We start from the raw sequence: 22,335 nt of genomic DNA, 5'->3' as shown, positions 1-22,335 counted from the left end.
GTCAGAATACCCTTTTACCCTGACGCCAGACGTGGTCGATATGGATGTTGCCGCCTTTGCGATGCGCCAGCACCAGATCCGCGCGTTTACTTTCGGCAATAACACCGCGATCGTCGAGATTTAAGGCCCGCGCCGGATTGCGGGTCACCAGACGAATAGCCTGCGGCAGCGTAAAGCGGTTAGCGTCGTCATCCGCTACGCGAAATGCCGCATCGAGCAGGCTGGCGGGGTAGTAGTCGGAGGAGAGAATATCCAGCAGCCCCAGCTCAGCCAGCCTATGTGCCGCCACGTTGCCGGAGTGAGAACCGCCGCGCACGATGTTAGGTGCGCCCATCAGCACGTTCATTCCATGCTGGCGTGAGGCTTCGGCGGCTTCGAAAGTTGTGGGAAATTCGGCGATCACGCTGCCAAGTTGATGTGATTCAAGGACATGATCGTGGGTGGCGTCATCGTGGCTCGCCAGTGCAATCTGCCGTTCACGGCACATCTGGGCAATGGCCGAGCGGTTGGGCTGCGACCAACGCGCAGCCAGCGCTAACTGTTCTTCTTCATAACGGGCCATCTGCTCGTCGGTGAGCGAATACTTGCCCTGATAATACTCGCGGTACTTCTCACGATTGGCGAACTGACGCTGGCCGGGGGAATGATCCATCAGCGACACCAGCGTCACCGGCTCACGACCAACCAGCTTTTCAAACAGCGGCAGGGTGGTGTGATGCGGCAGCTCGCAGCGCAGATGCAGACGGTGCTCGGCGCGATTGACCCCACGCTTTTGCGTCTCTTCCACCGCGTTGATCATCTTCTCCAGATTTTCCAGACGGTCACCACCGTCGCGCACATCGCCAATCGCCACTGCGTCCAGCACGGTGGTAATGCCGCTGGCGACCATTAGCGCGTCGTGGCTGCTCATTGCCGAGTGGGCAGGCCATTCTACCTTCGGGCGCGGGGTAAAAAATTTGTCGAGATTGTCGGTATGCAGCTCGATAAGCCCTGGCAGCAGCCAGCCGCCTTCGCCGTCCAGCGCCTCAGGTAGGCTGCTCGGACTTTCAGCAAAGGCGCGGATAATCCCGCCCTCGATTTCCAGCGATCCTTGCACCACATCATCTTCCAGTACCAGCTTTACATTATTGATAATCATGCTGTTGTTCCCATCAGATGCAGACGATCCGCTACGCGGTCGCGCACGGTTTGATCGTGAAAAATGCCGACAATTGCCGCGCCGCGCGCTTTCGCTTCTTCAATCAATGCGACGACGGCGGCGCTATTTTTGGCGTCCAGCGAGGCGGTGGGTTCATCGAGCAGCAAAATTGGGTAATCGACGATAAACCCGCGGGCGATGTTGACGCGCTGTTGTTCGCCACCGGAAAAGGTCGACGGTGCCAGGTGCCACAGTCGTTCTGGTACGTTCAGGCGGGTAAGAAGATTGGCCGCTTTGGCGGCGCACGCCTCACGGGGGACGCCCAGATCCAGCAGCGGTTGCATCACCACATCCAGCGCGGAAACCCTTGGGATCACGCGCAGAAACTGGCTTACCCAACCGATGGTTGAACGGCGAACTTCCAGCACTTTGCGCGCTGGGGCCTGCACCAGATCGACCCACTCATCGCTGTGACGAATGTGGATGTGTCCTTCATCCGGCAGGTAGTTGGCGTACAGCGAGCGCAGCAGTGTGGATTTTCCGCTGCCGGAGTGACCGTGCAGCACCACGCATTCGCCGCTTTTCACTTCCAGCGTGGCGTTTTGCAGCACCGGCAGACGCACGCCGTTTTGCTGATGCAGCACAAAAGTTTTACTGACGTTTTCAACGCGGATCATTTGAGCCTCTTAGTTCTGCAAAACGGACGACACCAGCAACTGGGTGTACGGATGGTGCGGGTCGTCGAGCACGCGGTCGGTTAACCCACTTTCCACCACCTGACCCTGTTTCATCACCAGCAAACGGTCTGCCAGCAGACGCGCCACACCCAGATCGTGGGTGACAATCACCACCGCCAGATCCAGTTCCACCACCAGGCCGCGCAGCAGGTCCAGCAGTTTGGCCTGTACCGAAACGTCCAGCCCGCCGGTGGGTTCGTCCATAAACACCAGTTTGGGATGGGTGACGAGGTTGCGGGCGATCTGCAGGCGCTGCTGCATACCGCCGGAAAAGGTGGTTGGCAGGTCGTCGATACGCGAGGCAGGGATCTCCACCTCCTCCAGCCAGCGCTGTGCGGTGGCGCGGATCTCGCCGTAATGACGCGCGCCGGTGGCCATCAGGCGTTCGCCGATATTGCCGCCGGCGGAGACCTGACGGCGCAGGCCATCCAGCGGATGCTGATGCACCACGCCCCATTCGGTGCGCAGCAGACGGCGACGGTCGGCCTCGTTCATGCCGTACAGCGAACGGTTCTGATATAAGATCTCACCGCTCTGCGGCGTCAGCCGTGAAGAGATCGATTTCAGCAGCGTGGTTTTGCCAGAACCGGACTCGCCGACGATACCCAGCACTTCGCCAGGCCACAGGTCAAAAGAGACATCGCTGAAGCCTTTGCCCGGCGCGTAGAGATGGGTCAGGTTGTTGACTGAAAGCAGCGGTTGCGTCATTGGCTGAGGGCCTCGCTCTGTTGGCGGCAGTAGTCGGTGTCGGAGCAGACAAACATGCGTTTGCCGGTGTCATCGAGCACCACTTCATCGAGATAGCTGTGGGTTGAGCCACAAATGGCGCAAGGCTCATCCCAGCGTTGTACGGTAAACGGGTGATCGTCGAAATCGAGGCTTTCCACGCGGGTGTAAGGTGGCACGGCATAGATGCGTTTTTCGCGGCCTGCGCCAAACAGTTGCAGGGCCGGCATCATGTCCATCTTCGGGTTGTCGAATTTCGGGATTGGCGACGGGTCCATGACGTAGCGGTCGTTGACCTTTACCGGGTAGGCGTAAGTGGTGGCGATATGACCGAAGCGGGCGATATCTTCATACAGTTTCACCTGCATGATGCCGTACTCTTCCAGCGCGTGCATGGTGCGGGTTTCCGTTTCGCGCGGTTCGATAAAGCGCAGCGGCTCGGGGATCGGCACCTGGAAGATGATTATCTGATCTTCTGTTAGCGGCGTTTCCGGAATGCGGTGGCGGGTCTGAATTAGCGTGGCGTCTTCCGTACGTTCGGTGGTGTTAACGCCAGTAACGCGCTTGAAAAAGTTGCGAATCGACACGGCGTTGGTGGTGTCGTCCGCGCCCTGGTCAATCACTTTCAGCACGTCCGGCTCGCCAATCACGCTGGCGGTAAGTTGAATGCCGCCGGTTCCCCATCCGTAGGGCATCGGCATTTCTCGTCCGCCAAACGGTACCTGGTAACCGGGGATCGCTACCGCTTTCAGAATTGCGCGGCGGATCATGCGTTTGGTCTGCTCATCAAGATAGGCAAAGTTGTAGCCGGAGAGGTTAGTGGTCACGGGTGGCCTCCTGTTGCAGGCGTTTGAGCAGTTCCAGTTCGGCCTGGAAATCGACGTAATGGGGAAGTTTGAGGTGCGAAACAAAACCCGCCGCCTCGACGTTATCCGCATGCGCCAGCACGAACTCTTCGTCCTGCGCCGGTCCTGTGACCGTTTCATCGTATTCGGCTGCCTGTAGGGCGCGGTCCACCAGCGCCATCGCCATCGCTTTACGTTCGCTCATACCAAACACCAGCCCGTAGCCGCGGGTAAAATGGGGGTATTCATTTTCTGGCGCGACAAAACCGTTGACCATTTCACATTCCGTCATCAGCAGTTCGCCGACGTTCACCGCAAATCCCAGCTCTTCCGGGACGGTTTCCAGTGCCACATAGCCGCTGCGGATTTCGGCGGCAAACGGATGATTGCGCCCGTAGCCGCGCTGGGTGGAGTAGGCCAGCGCCAGCAAATATCCCTCGTCACCACGCATCAGCTGTTGCAGACGTGAAGCGCGTGAGCAGGGGTAAACCGGCGGCGTGCGGGTGATGTCGTCGGGTGTCGCGCCATCATCCTCTTCACGTTTTGCCAGGCCCTGGTTCGCGAGCAGGGAAAAGACGTGCGGGGAGGCATCCTGCGCGCCGTCTGCGCTGCGCAGCGGCGGGGTTTCGCCATTGGCCAGTAAGGTAAAATCCAGCAGGCGATGGGTATAGTCATAGGTTGGACCCAACAGCTGCCCGCCGGGAATATCCTTGTAGACCGCGGAGATTCTGCGCTCAAGGCGCATTTCTGCGCTGTTAACCGGTTCGCTGACAGCGACCTTTGCCAGCGTAGTGCGGTAAGCGCGGAGCAAAAAGATGGCCTCGACGTTATCGCCGCTGGCCTGTTTGAGCGCCAGCGCAGCCAGTTCGCGATCGGCGATGCCGCCTTCGGTCATCACCCGGTCGACGGCCAGGTTCATCTGCTGTTCGATTTGCGCCACGCTCAGTTCAGCAATGGTCTCATCGCCCCGGCGTCGGTTTTCCTGCAGGGCGTGGGCGTTGGCTATCGCCTTTTCGCCCCCTTTGACGGCGACGTACATCAGCACACCTCCACATGGGTGGTTCGCGGAATAGCCAGCAGCCGTTCGCCGCAGGTGAGGATCAGATCGACTCCCAGCGGGAACGGGTGCGGGCGCTCGGTAAGTTCGTGAATCAGGCATTCCGGCAGCTGTGGTGCGATCATGCGCTCTTCGGCGATGCCCGCGCCGGTCAGACGCAGCATGCGTCCACCGCTTAAGCCAGAAACTTGCACAATCAGCGTGGCGCTGGTTTCAGGCGCGACGGCGGAACCGGCTGAGAGGGCATTTAGCTGTTCGCTGCTAATGCGTTCGTCGGTGACGGCAAAGGCCGCCAGCTGCGGCTGATCCACCAGCGGCGCGTTGGTGTGAAAACGCAGGTTCTGCCGGGCGATATCGTTATCCATCGACGGCGCCAGCCAGACCGGCGTGTCGCCATCGACCAGGGTCAGCAGCACGCTGGTGGTCGCCAGACCCAGCGGCTGCCAGCCGTGTTTCAGTTGATGCAGGGCGACGATTACGCCCGGTTCGCTCATGGCTTTCAGCAGGCGACGAAAGCTCTGCTGAGCATCCTGAACGGGTAAATTAAATGCGGTCTGTAAGGTCATGCGTTATCTCCGCGTACCAGCGTGAAGAAGTCGACCCGGCTGGCGTTGACTTCGGCACGGCGGGCGCTAATCAGCGCCTCGCGTTCCGCTTCCAGCGGGGCAATTAAGGTTTCCATGAGGTTCTGGAAATGCGTTTGTTCCTGCAGCAATGCGTCAATGACCGCACACTGCTCGGCGTGTTGTTTATTGCGACCCAGCAGGTAGCTGTAGCCCAGCGTCCCGCTTTTCAGGCGAATAACCGCGCGGGTGAGCGTGGTGTCGCCAGCAAAGAAGCGATTACCGGTGCCGCCCATACGGGCCTGGATCTGCATCAGTCCGCTTTCCGGGGCGCGGATAAGCTCATAGTCCGGCGTTAGTTTGAGCGCCTTGATACGCGCATTCAGGGCATCGGCATTGCTGTAAGCCAGCGCGCGCATCCAACGCTGGCGAGTGGCGGTATCGAAATGCATTCAGTGCTCCATGGTGAATTCGATCATGTCGGCGCGGGTCAGGCTGACGGAGTATTCCGCCGCGTGTTCTTCGCCTTCACGGTGGTTCAGGGTGCGCACGCACAGCAGCGGCGCCATATTGGGGATTTCCAGCACCTTGCTCTCTTTGGCCTGCGCACGGCGGGCACTGATGCGCGTCTGCGTACGCAGGAGCGTCAGACCGGATTGTTCGCGCAGGTAATCGTGCAGTGAGCCGCTGTTAAAGCCTTGCAGCAGCGGCCACAGCGTGAGGTCGGAAAAATAGTGGTCGATCTGACACAGTGCGATGCCGTTTACCCGGCGCAGGGTGCGCAGGTGAATCACGTTATCGCCCTCGTTAATGCTGAGCGCATCGGCAATGTGGCTGGAGGCCGGACGCAGCACCGCCAGCAGTTTTTCGCTGGTGGGGTGGCTGCCCTGGTCCAGCAGGTTCTGACTAAAGCGTGCCTGGGCATTCAGCGGGTAATCGAACGGGCGCATCAGCACCAGCACGCCGACTCCCTGGCGACGCTGAACCCAACCGCGTTCAACCAACTGGTCAATGGCGCGGCGCAGGGTGTGGCGGTTTACCTCGAAGCGCGCGGCAAGCTGATGCTCGGCGGGCAGATAGTCACCGCAGCGATAATGTTGACGAAGCTCCTGCTCAAGTCTCGCGGCAATTTCCTGATAACGCGTTGGATAACTGGTCGGATGTGTAGACAAGTGCATAGCAATCAATGCCTCGCTAATCAGATAAAGTGCTTACGCAAACGCTGGGAAAGGAAATCCAGCAGGCTGACGGTGACGATGATTAACACCATCAGGGCGCAGGTTTGCTGGAACTGAAAGCCGCGAATCGCTTCCCATAAGGTCACGCCAATACCACCTGCGCCCACCATGCCGACTACCGTGGCCGAGCGAACATTGGATTCAAAGCGATACAGCGAGTAGGAGATAAGCAGCGGCATGACCTGTGGCAGAACGCCGTACAGAATCTCTTCAATTTTGTTGGCTCCGGTGGCGCGAATACCTTCTACCGGACCCGGCTCAATGGCTTCTACCGCTTCGGAAAGCAGCTTGGAGAGTACCCCGGTAGTGTGGATAAACAGCGCCATCACCCCGGCGAATGGCCCTAACCCGACGGCGACCACGAACAGCATGGCGAAGACCATTTCGTTGATGGCGCGGCAGGCGTCCATCAGGCGACGCATCGGCTGGTAAATCCACCACGGCACGAGGTTATCGGCGCACATCAGACCGAAGGGAATCGACAACACCACGGCGAGGGCGGTACCCCAGACGGCGATTTGCAGCGTGACGGCCATTTCACCGAGATAGTCCTGCCACTGACTGAAGTCAGGTGGAAAGAAGTCGGCAGCGAAGGTTGCCATATTGCCGGAATCCTGGATCAGCGTGAGCGGGGCCATTTCGGCGCCTTTCCACGAGACCACCAGCACGGCGAGAAGAATGGCCCAGCTCAGCAGCGAGAACCAGCTACGCTTGGGCGGGGCAACGGTGATGGTTTGCATGTTTGGCTCCGTGCATCGGTTATTGCCGGATGGCGGCGCAAGCGCCTTATCCGGCCTACAAAACATCGTAGGCCCGGTAAGCGAAGCGCCACCGGGCATCAGGGTTATTGCACCGCTTTGGTGACGCTGGTCATGGCGCCCAGGGCGGCGGTCAGGCGGTCGAGATCATCAAGCTGTGCTTTCAGCGCCGAGGTTTTGCTGGTTTTCTCTTCCTCGTTCAGCCCTTTGTTGTCCTTCACGCCCTGCATCTCTTTAAACAGCGCCAGTTGGCGAATCGGCACCAGTTGCAGATCGCTGGAGGCACGGAACGGCGCCCAACCCAGGCGTTCCAGGACGGTTTTCTGCTCCGGCGTTTTGCCGTAGTTCATGAAGAAGTCGTACACCTTGTCCTTGGTGGCTTCAGAGAGGTTCTTACGCCAGACGATCGGATCGCCTGGGATCAGCGGTGACTTCCAGATAACCTTCAACTCTTTCAGCTTGTCCGGTGCGGACGTTTTCAGCTTGTCGAGGTTTTCTGTGTTGTTGGTAGCCACATCCACCTGTTTGTTGGCGACGGCCAGGGCGTTAGTTTCGTGCCCGGCGTTAACGGTGCGTTTGAAGTCGCTGGCGGAGATGTTGTTTTTGGCGAAGACGTAATAACCGGGGACGAGGAAACCTGACGTAGAGTTGGGATCGCCGTTGCCGAAGGTCAGATCCTTACGTTTGGCGATCAGATCGTTCAGGTTGTTGATCGGGCTGTCTTTGTTAACGATCAACACGCTCCAGTAACCCGGGGATCCGTCGGCGGCTACGGTCTGGGCAAACACTTGCCCGTTAGCGCGATCCACCGCTTCCATTGCTGAGAGGTTGCCGTACCAGGCAATATCCACTTTGTTAAAGCGCATGCCCTGGATGATCCCGGCGTAGTCCGGAGCGAAGAAGGCGTTTACTTTCACGCCCAGCGATTTTTCCATGTCCTTCAGGAACGGTTCCCACTGTGGCTTCAGGTTTTGCTGTGATTCGGTCGAAATAATGCCAAAGTTCAGCGCTTTTTCTTGCTCCTCGGCATGGGCCGGGCTTAACAAGGTACTGACGCTAAACATGCTGGTGAAAGCCAGCGCGGCAACTGTCTTATAGCTCATGTCGTTTCCTTAATTAGTCATTGTTCCAGGCTATTTCACTTGCCAGCCTGAATCCGGGCAGTGCTCAAAATCCTTACGTACTGCGTGTACGCTCCGGTTTTTCCGCGCTGGCCGTCTCCAGCCTGGCTGCGCCAATAACGCCTGGTTTTTAAGAACTATGCAGCCTGCGCGTTCTGTTCGACGCGGTTCATGCTGCGGTAGAGATGGTCAAAACGGTCGTTGTCAAAATGCTGGCTGCTGCCATCAAAGAAGACGTTGCCCTGGCGCAGCGCGACAATGCGTTCGCAGTAGCGCAGGGCGTAATCCACCTGATGCAGCGTGACGACCACGGTGATGCCGTCGGTCTGGTTGATGTCGCGCAGGGTGTCCATCACGATGCGCGCGGATTCCGGATCCAGCGAGGCAATCGGCTCGTCGGCAAGGATGACTTTGGCCTGCTGCATCAGCGCGCGGGCGATTGCGACACGCTGCTGTTGTCCGCCCGAAAGCGTGGAAACACGTTGATATGCAAAGTGCGCCATGCCGACGCGGGTCAGCGCCTGTAACGCGCGTTGTTTCTGCTCAGCGGTAAACCAGCTAAAACAGGTGCGCCAGAACGGCGTGCTGCCGAGCGCGCCAATCAGGACGTTCTCCAGCACCGTCAGGCGGTTCACCAGATTGAACTGCTGGAAGATGTAGCCGGTGTGGGCGCGGCTTTTGCGGATATCGCGCGCCAGGCGGCCTTCATGTTGAACGGTGCGACCCAGCAGTTCGATGTGGCTACCAGGTGATTTATCACCGACGATCAAACCGCTTAAATGACGTAAAAGGGTGGATTTGCCGGAGCCGGACGGCCCAAGCAGAGCCACCATCTCACCGGCACAGATATTCAGATCAACCGCATTAAGCGCCTGATGTTGATTGAAGGATTTGGAGAGTTTCTCGACGCGAATAACCGTTTGCATGATGCGGCCTCCCTAAAAAAGTGGCCCCATCGTGGCGGATCAATGTGACGTTTTCGTTAAAGGAAGGTTACTTGGCGATGAAGAGTTGAGCGATATTTGATGACAGTACGGGAGGGCTGGCCTCCCGTTGGATTACTCTGTAGGGGGTTGCTGTTGTTTGACGACGTTGATCATCCACGGCACGCCATACTGGTCGCTCACTTTACCGAAACCGTGGGCCCAGAAGGTTTCCTGCCAGTCCATTTCGATTTTTCCGTTTGCTGCCAGGTTATCAAACCAGCGTTTGCCTTCATCGACGTTTTGTGTGTCGAGCACCAGCGTAAAGCCAGAGTAGTGCGCGTTTCCGTCGGGGGCGCTATCGCTCATCATGATATCGCTGCCCGCAACGCGCAGGTTGGCGTGGGCAATAGCGGTATCGGGGAATTTCATGCCTGAAGGGCAACCTTCTTCACTGTCCTGCGCCGATTTGGGCATTTCACCGAAGTTGATTTTGTAGAGCAGCTCAGCGCCTAACGTTTTTTGGTAGAAGGCGATAGCGTCAGCGCAGTTGCCTGCAAAGGAGATATAGGGACTTAACGGCATAATCTTTACCTCAGAGTAAGAGAAGCCAGTTAAGTGTAGTTATCGTCTGTATAAATAAACCAGGCGGGAAGTATGGGCTTCCCGCCTGGCAGATGAGCTGGTGTAGACCTGATGAGCGTAGCGCCGTCAGGCAATTTGCATCAGTTCTTTTTCACAAACTCAGATTTCAGCTTCATTGGGCCAAAGCCATCGATTTTGCAATCGATGTTGTGGTCGCCTTCAACCAGGCGGATATTCTTCACTTTGGTACCGATCTTCAGCATGGAAGAGCTACCTTTTACCTTCAGATCTTTTACTACGGTAACGCTGTCGCCATCGGCGAGCAGGTTGCCATTAGCATCTTTAACGATCAGTTCGTCGCTGTCCTGAGCGGGTTCAGCGTCGTTCCATTCGTGAGCGCATTCCGGGCAGATGAACATGCCGTTATCTTCGTAAGTGTATTCGGAGTTGCATTGTGGGCAGTGTGGTAATGACATGTGGATTTCCTCAAAAGTCAGCAGGGGCAAAAGCGCCCAAAATTGGCAGATTGCCGAAAAAGGCCGCAATTATACATAAAATCCCTGCTTTTGTCGGGGCTACAGGCCAATTATGCCCAACTATCTGTTGTGGCGTCAGGTTGCTTTCACGTCTATGAAAACCAGAAGGAATATTTTTTAAGGGAAATTGCTACGTTTAGCTATTTAAGATAAGGTGAGGCGAAACACCCGATATTCATAGGTAGCATGGCTTACAGACTAGCTAAGTCATTGTGAGTGAATACTTTGTGACCCCCTTAAATTTGGTAGGGGAATTAAGCTGGCATTTTTTAAAACTGAACTACTCTGTTTATCTTTCTTACTTAATATAGTAAGTGAGAGGCATCAGGCCAGCAGTCATACGATAAATTTTATTTTAATAATATCAGCTGGTTGTTTTAATTTTAATTATTTCCACACGTAATTATAAAAGCCGAAAATCTATAAATAAAACGATTTGGCTAAATAAAAGTAATGCTATTTGCGTTAAGGAAAGATTTTCCATGTACACACAGACAATTTATGAATTAAGTCAGGAAGCTGAACGCTTACTGATGCTCTCTCTTGAACATCTCAGGCAATTGCAGAAATTGCCAATGACCTCGGCGAATGATGTCATGCTGAAAAAAGGAGAGCATAGTGGACAGGTTGTTCAGCCCCTGCATTTCAGCGCGCGTGGCATGGATGTCCAGCAGGCAACGCTCAACAATGAACTGCGAAAGATTACCCGTCTGGAAATGGTTCTGGCGATCGTCGGTACGATGAAGGCGGGAAAGTCGACGACGATTAACGCGATTGTCGGAACTGAGGTTTTACCTAATCGTAATCGCCCGATGACAGCGTTACCGACCCTTATCCGCCATACACCGGGACAGAAAGAGCCGGTGCTGCATTTTTCGCATGTCGCGCCAATTGACGCCTTAATGAAAGTATTACAGCAGCGCGTGCGGGAATGCGATCGTCAGCGTCTGGCTCAGACGCTGGAAATAGATAAGGATATGAATGCCCTGCTTCAACATATTGAAAACGGCGTGGCATTTGAACGCTATTACCTTGGCGCACAGCCTATTTTCCATTTTCTCAAGAGCCTGAACGATCTGGTGCGTTTGTCTAAAGCGCTGGAGGTGGAGTTTCCGTTTGCTGCCTATGCTGCAATTGAGCATATTCCGGTTATTGAGGTTGAGTTCGTGCATCTGGCCGGGCTGGCAAGTTATCCGGGACAATTGACGCTGCTGGATACGCCCGGGCCGAATGAAGCCGGGCAGCCACACTTACAACAAATGCTCAATGAACAGCTGGCGCGGGCTTCAGCGGTACTGGCGGTGATGGATTATACCCAACTGAAGTCGATTTCGGATGAGGAAGTCCGTCAGGCCATTATGGCGGTTGGAAAGTCAGTACCGCTGTATGCGCTGGTTAACAAATTCGATCAGAAAGACCGCAACAGTGATGATGAAGAGCAGGTGCGGGCGTTAATTTCCGGCACGTTGATGAAAGGTGGTATTACGCCTGAACGTATTTATCCGGTCTCCTCAATGTGGGGATATCTGGCCAACAGGGCACGTCATGAACTCGTGAATAATGGGCGCTTGCCGGATCATCAGGAGCAGCGCTGGGTCCAGGACTTTGCCGAAGCGGCACTCGGCAGGCGCTGGCGTACCACCGATCTTGAGGATAAAGAACATATTCGCCATGCCGCCGATCTGCTGTGGGAGGATTCGTTGTTTGAGCAGCCGATCCAGAAAGTCATTCACGCCGCTCACGCCAATGCTTCGCTGTATGCGCTTCGCTCGGCATCACACAAGTTATTGAACTATTCGCAAAGCGCGCACGAATATCTGGAGTTTCGCGCCCACGGCTTAACCGTAGCCTATGAGCAGTTGCAGATGAATATCGCGCATATTGAAGATGATATGCAACAGTTGCAGAGAAGCCAGGCGCGGGTGGGCGACGAGGTCAGTCACGAGGTTGAGCTGGCGCTGGAGGCTGCTGCGGCCTATCTCAGTGAGCAACAGACCGAGATTCTGTGCGGCATCAACACGTTCTTTGTTAAAGAAAACGTGCTGATGATGTCACAACATGGCATGGGAGCTGCCATTGCAACGGCGGAAATGGCCGGTGATATGCTGGTGTTGCATGACGAGGGGCAAGCGAAAATTGTGTTAGATAAAATTCGCTCCTCCTGTGAGGTTGTCCTGCTGGCGGCGCAGGAGAGTATCAGCCGGGACCTGGCGCTGCGTTTTGAGGCGCTTGAATCGACGTTATCCCGGGCGCTGAATGACGCTATGCGGCCTATTGAGCAGCGGGTGAAAGAGGAACTAAACCACGCCGGTTTTCGTGCGCGGATCCGTTTTCCAGCCTTTCATGCGGCGATGTTTAATTTCAATACCCGCCAGTTGTTTAACGAGGCTATTGAACAGGATATCCCTGCTGATAATACCCCGTCCACCGGTGGTGTTGTGCGTGACACGTTCTCACGTTGGTTGAATCAGCCCAATTGGGGATGGAATGATTATGTCGAAACAAAAACGCGTTACCTCATTGATATGGGCGCGTTGCACAAGAATCTTGTCCATTATGTCACTCAGTTTTGCCAACAAATTCGTAAAGCTTTAGTTGCTCAGGTCGATATTTCCGTTACGGCAGGCATGGCCACGTTTTTTGCTGATTTTTCACTGTGTCTGACGCAATTGCAGGCGAGCCTGCGCGAGAGTCTGACCCTGCGCCAGCAAAATGAATCGGCGGTGAATGCAATGAATGAACAATTGCAGCATCGTATTACGACGGCGGCATGGATTTATGAAGATTCCCGCTTGCTGCGTGACGATATCCACACCCTTTTTGCAACCGAGCATACATGACTAACGTGTTACTGGAAGGCCCTGGGCGGACGCTGGAGTGCGTCTACCCGAAGTTTATGGTCGATCTGGTTCAGGGAGATGAAACCAAACGTTCCGGCGGTTTTCTGCAGCAGCAGCAGCGGTTGCGTGCGCGCCTGACGCAGGAAGTGTTATCCCAGACGCAACTGCGGGCGTGGGTGATGGCGGGGGTTTCCAGCGAACACCTGGTGATGCGCCTTAAGCTGGTGGAAAAACTGGCGGGTACTATCGATCCTGGTCACCTGGCGCTGGTACGTATTGCCGAGCGACTGGTGTTCTTACAACAAACTGAACAGCCACGCGGACAATCAACTCCCGGCGTGATGCAGCAATTAATTTCACTGGCTGACGGGTTTGCCCAACGTAGCGCATATAAAGAGAAAGCGTTGACGCAACGTGGGCTGACCGTGCAGGCAGGCGAACACAGTGAACAGATTTTTACTCGCTGGCGGGCTGGCGCGTATGACGGCTGGTCATTACCCGGACGCTGCTTTGTTGCGCTGGAGGAACTGCGCTGGGGCGCCTTTGGTGACGCCTGTCGGCTGGCGAATGCCGATGTAGTGTCGATGCTAAAAGACAATTTACGCACGATGGCTGCCCAGACGCTGGCGCATAGCGTGAATGCGGCACCAACTACGCGCCATTATTATCATCAATGGCTGAACTCACCTGCAGTTGGGGGTTCGAGCGAACATAACGATCTGCTGAGTTGGCTGGGTGACTGGTGCGATGCACAGCGCCATCCGGTGAGCTGGTCGGTGACGCAGCGTTGGCAGAATGTGGCGTTAGGGATGCCGAGACTGTGTTCGGCAAAACGACTGGTTGATGCGATGGTTGAGGAGATTTTCGCACCCCCCCAGCTTATCAGTTGAGCTGGGGGGCGTGAGGCAAAGGCAGGCTTAGTGGTGCAGTGAGTCTGCCGGGGTCGCCACCGTCTCGTTGGCGACCTGATTTTTATTAAAACGTTTGGCATACAACGCGGTGATAATCGGCACCAGAATGGCGGTGACAATCACGCTGGCAGCGACCAGAGCAGTTGCCGAAGCGGCAACCGGTTCAAATGCCGGGTTAATCTGGGCGATGATGACTGGGTTAGCCACCGCGGCACCAGCTGCAGAAGAGGCTGCTACGCCCGCCGTACCATTCCCGCCACCAATGACGCGGTCAGCAATAATCAGCGGGATACCGGTGATAACGATGACGGCCACACCCAGCAGGATACCCAGCAGACCGGTATCAACGATGACGCTCAGGTTAATGGTGTTACCCAGTGCGAAGCCGAAGAACGGAATCAGTACCGGTGTCGCTTTGCTAAAGAAGGCACGCAGGTCGTGATCCAGGTTGCCCAGTGTAAAGCCGATCAGGAACGGCAGGACCGCGCCGATGAAATGGTGCGGCTCGAAAGAGGCCAGACCGGCAGAGCCCAGAATGACCATGGTCATTAACGGACCGGATTCCAGAGACATTAACACAAATGCGCCAGACTCTTCTTTCGTACCGTACTGGTTCATCAGGCTGGCGTACAAACCCCCGTTGGTCATGTCCATTGCTGAGACAATTGCCAGTACGGAAAGACCTGCAAAGAACCCGGTTTGAATGCCTGTATCAGGAATAAATGAAGCGGCAATCATTGCCACTGCCCAGGCTACGGCTATTTTGGTTAATACCAATGTACCTGACTTGCGTAATACCGTACCGGTTGCTCGTAAATCAATTGATGCACCGATACAAAAAAACCATACTGCCAGAATCGGAACTGTCCCGCTGATCATACCTTTGGTAAATGAACCGAAATACGCGCCCGTATCGGGAGCTAACGTATTTAACACTGCGCCTAATAACAGAGGAATCAACATCATTCCGCCGGGGATGCGTTCAATCGTGGCTTTAATTTTCATAAACGTCCTCATGTCTTGTCGCAGGTTATAAACGCGCAAGAAAGTAAAAAATCATTTAAATTCAAAATGTTACTTGTGTTTTTTAACAAAGAAAACGGCTATCTCTTTGTTTTATAAAATCTAACGCGGCATACGTTGAGCATGTTTCTGCTCCCAGGGATATTGCGTCTGGAATTAGTTTGCATTCACAGGAACATTGATTCAATCAAAATAAAACGATGTTTTAGTTATCTTCATCACATATTCCGAGCAAAGATCACTACAGGTTCCGATTATTAAAAAACCTGTGATCTTTTTGTGAAGGGATTAGGTGGTTTTTTTGCTAGCAGAATAATAGTGACTGCTGTGATTGTTGATGGAGCCAGGTGATTTATTCTTGTATTTAATTGTCAGTAAATCGCAAGCGTGCCATGTAAAAAAGCTGACTCAGAATGACCTTATTTACGCAGGTTGACGAAATGAAAACTATGTGTGAAGTTGATCACACATTTAAACACTGTTAGGGTAAAGAGGTCATTAACCGCCCAATCAGGCGTCAACAGGTTCGGTTGTACTGCTCATTTTCAGTCAGTGTAAGTAAACCTGCTACGCTTGTTACAGGGATTGCGCCTGTGCAATCCCCGCTCGGCGATGACCTTAGCGCATACGGCGTTGGGAGACTCGAACTGTAGCGCGACAGGGCTAAGTCTATGAGGACTGGTATGCTAAAAAGGAAAAAAATAAAGCCAATTACGCTTCGCGACGTCACCATTATTGATGACGGAAAACTGCGAAAAGCTATTACCGCCGCGTCACTCGGTAATGCAATGGAGTGGTTTGATTTTGGTGTTTATGGGTTTGTTGCTTACGCATTAGGTAAAGTGTTCTTCCCGGGGGCTGACCCCAGCGTGCAGATGGTTGCTGCACTCGCTACCTTCTCCGTTCCCTTTCTGATTCGACCGCTTGGCGGATTGTTCTTCGGTATGCTTGGCGATAAATACGGTCGCCAAAAGATCCTGGCTATCACGATTGTGATTATGTCGATCAGTACCTTCTGTATTGGGTTGATCCCTTCGTATGCGTCTATTGGTATCTGGGCACCGATCCTGCTGTTGCTGTGTAAGATGGCACAGGGCTTTTCGGTCGGCGGCGAGTATACCGGCGCGTCGATTTTTGTCGCAGAGTATTCCCCGGACCGTAAGCGTGGATTTATGGGCAGTTGGCTGGACTTCGGCTCGATTGCCGGGTTTGTGCTGGGTGCGGGCGTGGTGGTCCTGATCTCAACTGTCGTCGGCGAAGACAACTTCCTTGAGTGGGGTTGGCGTATTCCGTTCTTCCTGGCGCTACCGTTAGGGCTGATTGGCCTGTATCTGCGTCATGCTCTGGAAGAAACACCTGCATTTCAGCAGCATGTCGACAAGCTGGAGCAGGGCGATCGTCAGGGTCTGCAGGAAGGACCGAAGATTTCGTTTAAAGAAATTGCGACTAAACACTGGCGTAGCCTGCTGGCGTGCATCGGTCTGGTGATTGCGACCAACGTCACCTACTATATGCTGCTCACCTATATGCCGAGCTACCTGTCGCATAACCTGCACTACTCTGAAGATCACGGTGTGCTGATTATTATCGCCATTATGATTGGTATGCTGTTTGTGCAGCCGATTATGGGGCTGCTGAGTGACCGCTTCGGACGCCGTCCGTTTGTGATTATGGGCAGTATTGCGCTGTTTGTGCTGGCCATTCCGGCATTTATCCTGATTAACAGTAACGTTATTGGCCTGATTTTCGCCGGGTTGCTGATGCTGGCGGTGATCCTTAACTGCTTCACCGGGGTGATGGCATCAACGTTACCGGCGATGTTCCCGACACATATTCGCTACAGTGCGCTGGCCGCCGCGTTTAATATCTCGGTCCTGGTAGCTGGTCTGACCCCGACGCTGGCCGCCTGGCTGGTGGAAAGCTCGCAGAACCTGATGATGCCAGCTTATTATCTGATGGTGATTGCGGTGATAGGTTTAATTACCGGCGTGACCATGAAAGAAACCGCCAATCAGCCGCTGAAAGGGGCGACACCTGCCGCTTCGGATATTCAGGAAGCGAAAGAGATCCTCGGCGAGCACTACGACAATATTGAGCAGAAAATCGAAGACATCGATCAGGAAATTGCAGAGCTGCAGCTTAAGCGTTCGCGCCTGGTGCAGCAGCATCCGCGTATTGATGAGTAATCGTGTCATTGCCTGATGGCGCGAGCTTTTAGGCCTACGGGTAGCATTGTACTTTGTAGGCCGGATAAGGCGTCAGCCGCCATCCGGCGCGTGGCCTTAAGGTTGGCTTAATATCCTTCAGGCAAACTCTCCTCCATAGTATCGGAGGAGAGTGTCATGAAAACCCGTATTTATGAAAGTTTGACCACCGTTTGCAGCGTACTGATTGTGAGCAGTTTTTTGTACGTGTGGGTGAGCTCTTACTGATCTTTCTCCAGCACCACCCAGGCGCGAGTGCCACTGGCTCCTGGGCGGTTTTGCAAAAAGAACTGCCCGTGATGTAACTGGGTAATTCGACTGACAATGCTCAGCCCCAGCCCAATCCCGCCAAAACGGCTATCCATACGCACAAACGCTTTGCTCAGTTCCCCACATTTACTTTCATCAATGCCTGGCCCTTCATCTTCGACGGCCATGACAGCATCATGCTCTGTATTCAGGCTAATCGTAATATGGGTGCCTTCCGGGCTGTAGCGATGGGCGTTCTCCACCAGATTTCTCAGCAGCATCCGCAATAGCGTGGCGTCGCCGCGTACGATGACATCCTCTGCGCTCGCCGGTAGGAGCAACGTTTGCTGGCGCTGGTCCAGCATCGTGCTGAGTTCATCGTAAGAGGGCAGAATCACGTCCTCCAGTAGTTTGACGTGCTGGTAGCTTCCGGCCGAAAACGACTGACCCACACGGGCGAGTTGCAACAGCTGCGACACGCTGTCCATCATTTGGTCGAGACGGGTGATGAGCGGCGTAACGTCAACATTGTGGGTTTTTGACAGCAATTCCAGATGCAGACGAACGCCGGATAGTGGCGTTCGTAGCTCATGGGCAACGTCGGCAGTAAACAGACGCTCGTTGTCGATAGTGGTTGTTAGCCGCGTAACCAACTGATTGAGCGCCGTCACCACCGCCTGTATCTCAATGGTGGAGCTACGGATATTAATGGGAGCCAGATTATCCGCTGTGCGAGTTTCTAACTCCTGTTGGAGATCGGCAAGAGGACGGGTAATGCGCCGTACCGCCTGATAGCAAATAATGAGCGTCAGGCTGACCATAAAAATGCCGGGGACGATCAGGCTGGCGATAGCCTCGCGGATCTCATGCATGATATGGCGATCGTTGTTACGGTTTTCGCGTAACGCCTGTTCGAACAGCTGTATTTGCTCGGTGCTTTCGTGCCACAACCAGAAGGTGCTAATCAGCTGGAAGACCAGCAGAATCAGGCCGATCGTCAGCATTAAACGCTGGCGAAGCGGGAGCGGTTGTTTTAGAAAACGCATCAAATTCACTTAGCTTTCCTCAGTAGCGGCCAGCATGTAGCCAAAACCTCGAACCGTGCGAATGCGTGATTTTCCCACTTTATCGCGCAGGTTGTGGATGTGGACTTCCAGCGTATTGGTTGATGGCTCGTTGTCCCAGCTGTAGATGTCGTTATACAAAATCTCCCGGTGTACCGGGCTTCCCGCTTTGAGCATCAGCCGCGACAATAGCGCGTACTCTTTTGGCGTTAAGACAATTTCTTGTCCATCCATCCACACCTGGCGGCGGCCGATATTCAATGTCAGGTTGCCAATGATAATCTCACTTTCACCCTGATTGTTATGCCGACGTAACAGCGCCCGAATGCGGGCATGCAGTTCTTCCAGCGCGAACGGTTTGACCAGATAGTCATCAGCGCCGACATCCAGTCCGGTGATGCGGTCTTTCACGGTGTCGCGGGCGGTCAGGATGAGTACCGGCACGGTGTATTTTTTCTGCCTGATGCGGGTCAGAAAATGCAGGCCATCCTCATCCGGTAAACCTAAATCCAGAACGACAAGGCTGTAATGCCCCGTTTCCAGGCAATGCTCGGCGGCACGGGCCGTGGATACGCCATCGCAGGCGTAGCCTTCCGTTTGTGCGGCAAGTATCAGCCCCTGTAGTAACAGCGTATCGTCTTCAACAATCAGAATTTTCATTCGGTTAGCCTCCCCGGCAGGGTTGCAGAATATCATCTGCCGCTTGGTATTTCTGTGTTTGCACGCCCGTTAATCCCAGCAGGGTTGAGAACAGATTATCCTGTGAGAAATCTTCTGAGCTGGCCCGTTTTTGTAAACATGTCTGAGAGACCTGATAGCGTTGCTGATAATCTTCTGAGAGCCACAACAGCATCGGTACATGTTTTTGTGTGTCAGGTGCAATCGAATACGGCAGACCGTGCAAGTAGACGCCGTTTTCTCCTAAGGATTCACCGTGATCGGAAAGATAAACCAGGCTGGTGGTGAAATTGTCCTGATGCGCTTTCAGTATATTGATCGCTTTATCAACAATATAGTCAATGTACAGGATGGTATTGTCGTAGGTATTCACCAGTTGCTGCTGCGAACAGGTTTGAATTTCGTTGGTATCGCAGGTTGGGGTAAATTTCTTAAACTGTGTCGGATAACGGTTGTAATAGGTTGGACCATGGCTGCCGATGGTGTGCAGCACGATCACGCCGTCGCCCTTCAGGTTATTAATATACTCTTCCAGCCCGTGGAACAGGACTTCATCGTAGCATTCACCGTTAATACACTGTCCTGGTAAGTTCAGCGCAGTCATATCCTGATGCGGTACGCGGTCACAGGCACCTTTACAGCCGCCGTCGTTATCATTCCACAAAACGTTAATTCCCGCCCGTTGGATGATATCGAGTACGCCTTCCTGGTGGTGAGCCAGCTCTTCATCGTAATGCGCTCGTGGCATGTCGGAGAACATGCAGGGAACGGAAACGGCTGTCGCCGTACCGCAGGACGTTGTATGCGGGAAATAAACGACATCATCTTTTTCCAGCAACGGATTGGTCTGACGTGAATAACCTGACAGAGAGAAGTTGTCGCCGCGTGACGTTTCACCGAGCACCACAATAGTGAGGTTCTTACGTTTTCCTTTCACCATTTCTGGATTACGGTGTGCATCTTCGCCAATACGCACCAGCGGCAGGTTGGCCAGTCTCTGGTGTGAATACCAGGATGACGTTGCCACGATGCTGTTGGACGGGCTGAGGGACTTAACCAGCTCTTTGTTATTACGAAACAGCGATGCGTAATCTTTATAGAAGAAGGCGGCGACCAGCACGATAAGCAGTGCCGATATCAGGATATTCGCAGCGCGATACAACACGCTGCGCAGCACTGGCGTAATGGGTTTGATTCTTATCCAGCAGGCAACGATGGCGGCCAGAATGCCGCTCAGCCCCAGCGTCAGGAGCATTTGCGGCGTCATGAGGGCGAAGGTTTCAGCCGGTGTGGTATCCATCATGTTGGCGATCATCGAGCGGTCGATGATGATGCCGTAGGTCATGATGAAATACTGGGCGGATGCTCCGACCAAAATGAAAATGCACGCGACCAGGCGGTTAAGCCACAGGAAAGAGGCCAGCGTGAGCACGATATTCATGACGCTGAACGCGACAACCGGCATCGATAAGAACACCAGGATATTGCGCAGGGAATCCAGCGGAAGGTCTTGCAGTACCTGTTTGTAGAACGCGATGTTCAGGAAGGTCGCAAGATAAAATGAGATCAGCAATAGCCAGCTGATTTGCCCGAGAGTCGGTCTTTTAAACAGGAGCTTTAACATTAAGGGGGTTCCATCGACTAAGTGGAGCGGATCCTCTCAAAGTAAAATTAAGCCAACATTAAGTTCTTAATGTTAGCAGGTACTGGTGGGGTGTGTGATGCGTAGGCCCGATACGCTTATGTCATCGGGCAACGACGCTTACAGGCATTAATTATTGTTGGTCGGGGCATCCAGAGGATACGGGTTTTTATGGATCCGGTTGTAATTGAGCGCATACAGTGCGGTGATTACCATCAACATCACGAACGACCACATCACTTCTTTGGCGCCAGAACCCACCACCGCCCAGATGCAGTAGACAAATGCCACAAAGGTCACCAGTAAGTACATCGGACGCGCTTTACCAAAGTGACCGTGGCCCAGCAGCAGCAATGCCGCGCAGGTGTACAGATATGGCACCAGGGTGAAGATAACGGAGACCGAAGAGACCAGACCAAATTCTTTTGCTGCGTTTGGCGACATGCTGCTGAACTGGAAGAGGGTCATCAGGATCCCGACGATGATTAGCCCGGCAACCGGTGTTCCCGCCTTGTTGACGCGAGCGAAAATCGGTGGGAACAGGCCGTCATCGGCTGCCGCTTTTGCGGTCTGGCCGGCCAACAGTGTCCAACCACCCAGTGAGCCAAGGCACCCAGCCGCTGCACAGAAGGAGACAATGGCCCCAGCGGTATCACCCAGTGCCATGCGTGCAGCATCACCAAACGGTGAGGCTGACACCCGCAGCGCAGCGTTAGGGATCATACCCATAATCGCGGTGGTGGAGAGCACGTAGCAGACGGCGGCAATCAGTACCCCGCCAATGGTGGCGATAGGGACGTTACGTTTCGGGTTCTTAACCACACCGGCGGCAACGGAGGCGCTTTCAACCCCAATGAACGACCATAAGGTTACGTTTAAGGTGCTTTGGATGGCGCCGAAGGTATTCATGCCGCTGACGTTCCAGGCCGCCATATAGGTTTCACCGCGGAACCAGAACCAGCCGAAGACGGCAATACCGACAATGGGCACCAGCGCCAGTACTGTCGCAACGGCCTGCACGCGAGTGATCATTTTTGGACCGACAATATTCAGCAAGACGAAAACCCACAGTACAACGACACAGGTGAGCGTCAGAACCAACGGATCTTTTAAGATAGGGAAGAAGTAGCTCAGGTAACCGACGCCAATAACGACCATGGCGATGTTACCAATCCAGCAGGCCAGCCAGTACAGCACGTTGGTCTGGTAGCCTAAAAAAGGACCGAAACAGCGGCGCGCATAAGCGTAAGAACCACCGGGACTGGAGTCTAAGGACGACATTTTGGCGTACACCATCGACAGTGCCAGCGCACCGATAATAGTGACCAACCATCCGTAGATTGCAATCCCGCCAGTTGACGCCAGGTTTGCGGGTAGCAGGAATACACCGGAACCCATAATATTCCCCGACACCATAAGGGTGACGGGGATTAAGCCCACTTTGTGAGCATCAGCATCCGTCGACATATGTTTTAACTCCTGATAAGGATAAATGAC

22 protein-coding genes are annotated in these 22,335 nt (G+C 54.3%); 4 read left to right on the top strand and 18 right to left on the bottom strand.

Annotated features, from left to right (window positions below; all coding sequences use genetic code 11):
* Position 1: 1 nt before the first annotated feature.
* The 13 genes from phnM to SK32_RS22165 form a co-directional block, all read right to left on the bottom strand.
* Positions 2-1,138 carry an alpha-D-ribose 1-methylphosphonate 5-triphosphate diphosphatase gene (gene phnM, locus SK32_RS22225; protein WP_048213886.1) on the bottom strand — a complete coding sequence of 379 codons (1,137 nt, stop codon included), beginning with the start codon at positions 1,136-1,138 and terminating at the stop codon, positions 2-4.
* On the bottom strand, positions 1,135-1,815 hold the full coding sequence (gene phnL / locus SK32_RS22220; RefSeq protein WP_048213885.1) for a phosphonate C-P lyase system protein PhnL: 681 nt from the start codon (positions 1,813-1,815) through the stop codon (positions 1,135-1,137). Before phnL ends, phnM begins: the two co-directional genes overlap by 4 nt.
* Before the next feature lie 9 nt (positions 1,816-1,824).
* Complete coding sequence (gene phnK / locus SK32_RS22215; protein WP_048213884.1) at positions 1,825-2,583, bottom strand: phosphonate C-P lyase system protein PhnK; 759 nt, start codon at positions 2,581-2,583, stop codon at positions 1,825-1,827.
* Positions 2,580-3,371 (bottom strand): alpha-D-ribose 1-methylphosphonate 5-phosphate C-P-lyase PhnJ, encoded by a 792-nt coding sequence (gene phnJ, locus SK32_RS22210; protein WP_231591599.1) that lies wholly within the window; start codon positions 3,369-3,371, stop codon positions 2,580-2,582. Before phnJ ends, phnK begins: the two co-directional genes overlap by 4 nt.
* A gap of 46 nt (positions 3,372-3,417) precedes the next feature.
* A complete protein-coding gene (locus SK32_RS22205; RefSeq protein ID WP_048213882.1) occupies positions 3,418-4,485 on the bottom strand; it encodes a carbon-phosphorus lyase complex subunit in 1,068 nt (355 codons plus the stop codon).
* Positions 4,485-5,069, bottom strand: coding sequence for a phosphonate C-P lyase system protein PhnH (phnH, locus tag SK32_RS22200; protein WP_048213881.1), 585 nt, complete (start codon positions 5,067-5,069; stop codon positions 4,485-4,487). Before phnH ends, SK32_RS22205 begins: the two co-directional genes overlap by 1 nt.
* A complete protein-coding gene (phnG, locus tag SK32_RS22195) occupies positions 5,066-5,518 on the bottom strand; it encodes a phosphonate C-P lyase system protein PhnG (RefSeq protein WP_048213880.1) in 453 nt (150 codons plus the stop codon). Before phnG ends, phnH begins: the two co-directional genes overlap by 4 nt.
* Positions 5,519-6,244, bottom strand: coding sequence for a phosphonate metabolism transcriptional regulator PhnF (gene phnF, locus SK32_RS22190; protein ID WP_048213879.1), 726 nt, complete (start codon positions 6,242-6,244; stop codon positions 5,519-5,521).
* 20 nt (positions 6,245-6,264) lie between these two features.
* The gene (gene phnE / locus SK32_RS22185) at positions 6,265-7,044 is read right to left on the bottom strand and encodes a phosphonate ABC transporter, permease protein PhnE (protein WP_016155398.1); all 780 of its coding nucleotides are present in this window, start codon (positions 7,042-7,044) and stop codon (positions 6,265-6,267) included.
* Between the two features lie 104 nt (positions 7,045-7,148).
* A complete protein-coding gene (gene phnD / locus SK32_RS22180) occupies positions 7,149-8,165 on the bottom strand; it encodes a phosphonate ABC transporter substrate-binding protein (protein WP_048213878.1) in 1,017 nt (338 codons plus the stop codon).
* 155 nt (positions 8,166-8,320) lie between these two features.
* Positions 8,321-9,109 carry a phosphonate ABC transporter ATP-binding protein gene (gene phnC, locus SK32_RS22175; protein ID WP_048213877.1) on the bottom strand — a complete coding sequence of 263 codons (789 nt, stop codon included), beginning with the start codon at positions 9,107-9,109 and terminating at the stop codon, positions 8,321-8,323.
* 132 nt (positions 9,110-9,241) lie between these two features.
* Positions 9,242-9,691, bottom strand: a complete 450-nt coding sequence (yjdN, locus tag SK32_RS22170; RefSeq protein ID WP_048213876.1) for a VOC family metalloprotein YjdN — start codon at positions 9,689-9,691, stop codon at positions 9,242-9,244.
* A gap of 140 nt (positions 9,692-9,831) precedes the next feature.
* Positions 9,832-10,167, bottom strand: a complete 336-nt coding sequence (locus SK32_RS22165) for a zinc ribbon domain-containing protein YjdM (RefSeq protein WP_003031835.1) — start codon at positions 10,165-10,167, stop codon at positions 9,832-9,834.
* A 542-nt stretch (positions 10,168-10,709) separates the two neighbouring features.
* Here SK32_RS22165 and crfC point away from each other — a divergent pair.
* Both crfC and SK32_RS22155 read left to right on the top strand, forming a co-directional pair.
* Entirely contained in the window at positions 10,710-13,067 is a 2,358-nt protein-coding gene (crfC, locus tag SK32_RS22160) for a clamp-binding protein CrfC (protein WP_048213875.1), read from the top strand.
* Entirely contained in the window at positions 13,064-13,957 is an 894-nt protein-coding gene (locus tag SK32_RS22155; RefSeq protein WP_048213874.1) for a diguanylate cyclase regulator RdcB family protein, read from the top strand. The genes crfC and SK32_RS22155 overlap by 4 nt, the downstream gene beginning before the upstream one ends.
* A gap of 27 nt (positions 13,958-13,984) precedes the next feature.
* Here SK32_RS22155 and kdgT read toward each other — a convergent pair whose 3' ends face one another.
* Positions 13,985-14,983: a 2-keto-3-deoxygluconate transporter gene (kdgT, locus tag SK32_RS22150; RefSeq protein WP_048213873.1), complete on the bottom strand. Its 999-nt coding sequence runs from the start codon at positions 14,981-14,983 to the stop codon at positions 13,985-13,987.
* Positions 14,984-15,684: 701 nt separating this feature from the next.
* Here kdgT and proP point away from each other — a divergent pair.
* Both proP and pmrR read left to right on the top strand, forming a co-directional pair.
* Positions 15,685-17,187, top strand: a complete 1,503-nt coding sequence (gene proP / locus SK32_RS22145) for a glycine betaine/L-proline transporter ProP (protein ID WP_048213872.1) — start codon at positions 15,685-15,687, stop codon at positions 17,185-17,187.
* 156 nt (positions 17,188-17,343) lie between these two features.
* The gene (pmrR, locus tag SK32_RS26775) at positions 17,344-17,433 is read left to right on the top strand and encodes an LpxT activity modulator PmrR (protein ID WP_003826741.1); all 90 of its coding nucleotides are present in this window, start codon (positions 17,344-17,346) and stop codon (positions 17,431-17,433) included.
* Here pmrR and pmrB read toward each other — a convergent pair.
* The 4 genes from pmrB to adiC form a co-directional block, all read right to left on the bottom strand.
* Positions 17,427-18,500 (bottom strand): two-component system sensor histidine kinase PmrB, encoded by a 1,074-nt coding sequence (gene pmrB / locus SK32_RS22135; protein WP_086523823.1) that lies wholly within the window; start codon positions 18,498-18,500, stop codon positions 17,427-17,429. The genes pmrR and pmrB overlap by 7 nt on opposite strands.
* A gap of 9 nt (positions 18,501-18,509) precedes the next feature.
* Positions 18,510-19,178 (bottom strand): two-component system response regulator PmrA, encoded by a 669-nt coding sequence (gene pmrA, locus SK32_RS22130; protein WP_048213870.1) that lies wholly within the window; start codon positions 19,176-19,178, stop codon positions 18,510-18,512.
* 4 nt (positions 19,179-19,182) lie between these two features.
* Positions 19,183-20,820 carry a phosphoethanolamine transferase EptA gene (gene eptA, locus SK32_RS22125; protein ID WP_048213869.1) on the bottom strand — a complete coding sequence of 546 codons (1,638 nt, stop codon included), beginning with the start codon at positions 20,818-20,820 and terminating at the stop codon, positions 19,183-19,185.
* A gap of 147 nt (positions 20,821-20,967) precedes the next feature.
* Positions 20,968-22,305, bottom strand: coding sequence for an arginine/agmatine antiporter (gene adiC / locus SK32_RS22120; RefSeq protein WP_048213868.1), 1,338 nt, complete (start codon positions 22,303-22,305; stop codon positions 20,968-20,970).
* Positions 22,306-22,335 lie beyond the last annotated feature (30 nt).

Source organism: Citrobacter sp. MGH100 (genome assembly GCF_001034465.1).
GTDB classification, from domain to species: Bacteria; Pseudomonadota; Gammaproteobacteria; order Enterobacterales; family Enterobacteriaceae; genus Citrobacter; species Citrobacter youngae.
Note: the sequence above shows the minus strand (reverse complement) of the source record. Positions and strands in the feature narration are given on the sequence as shown.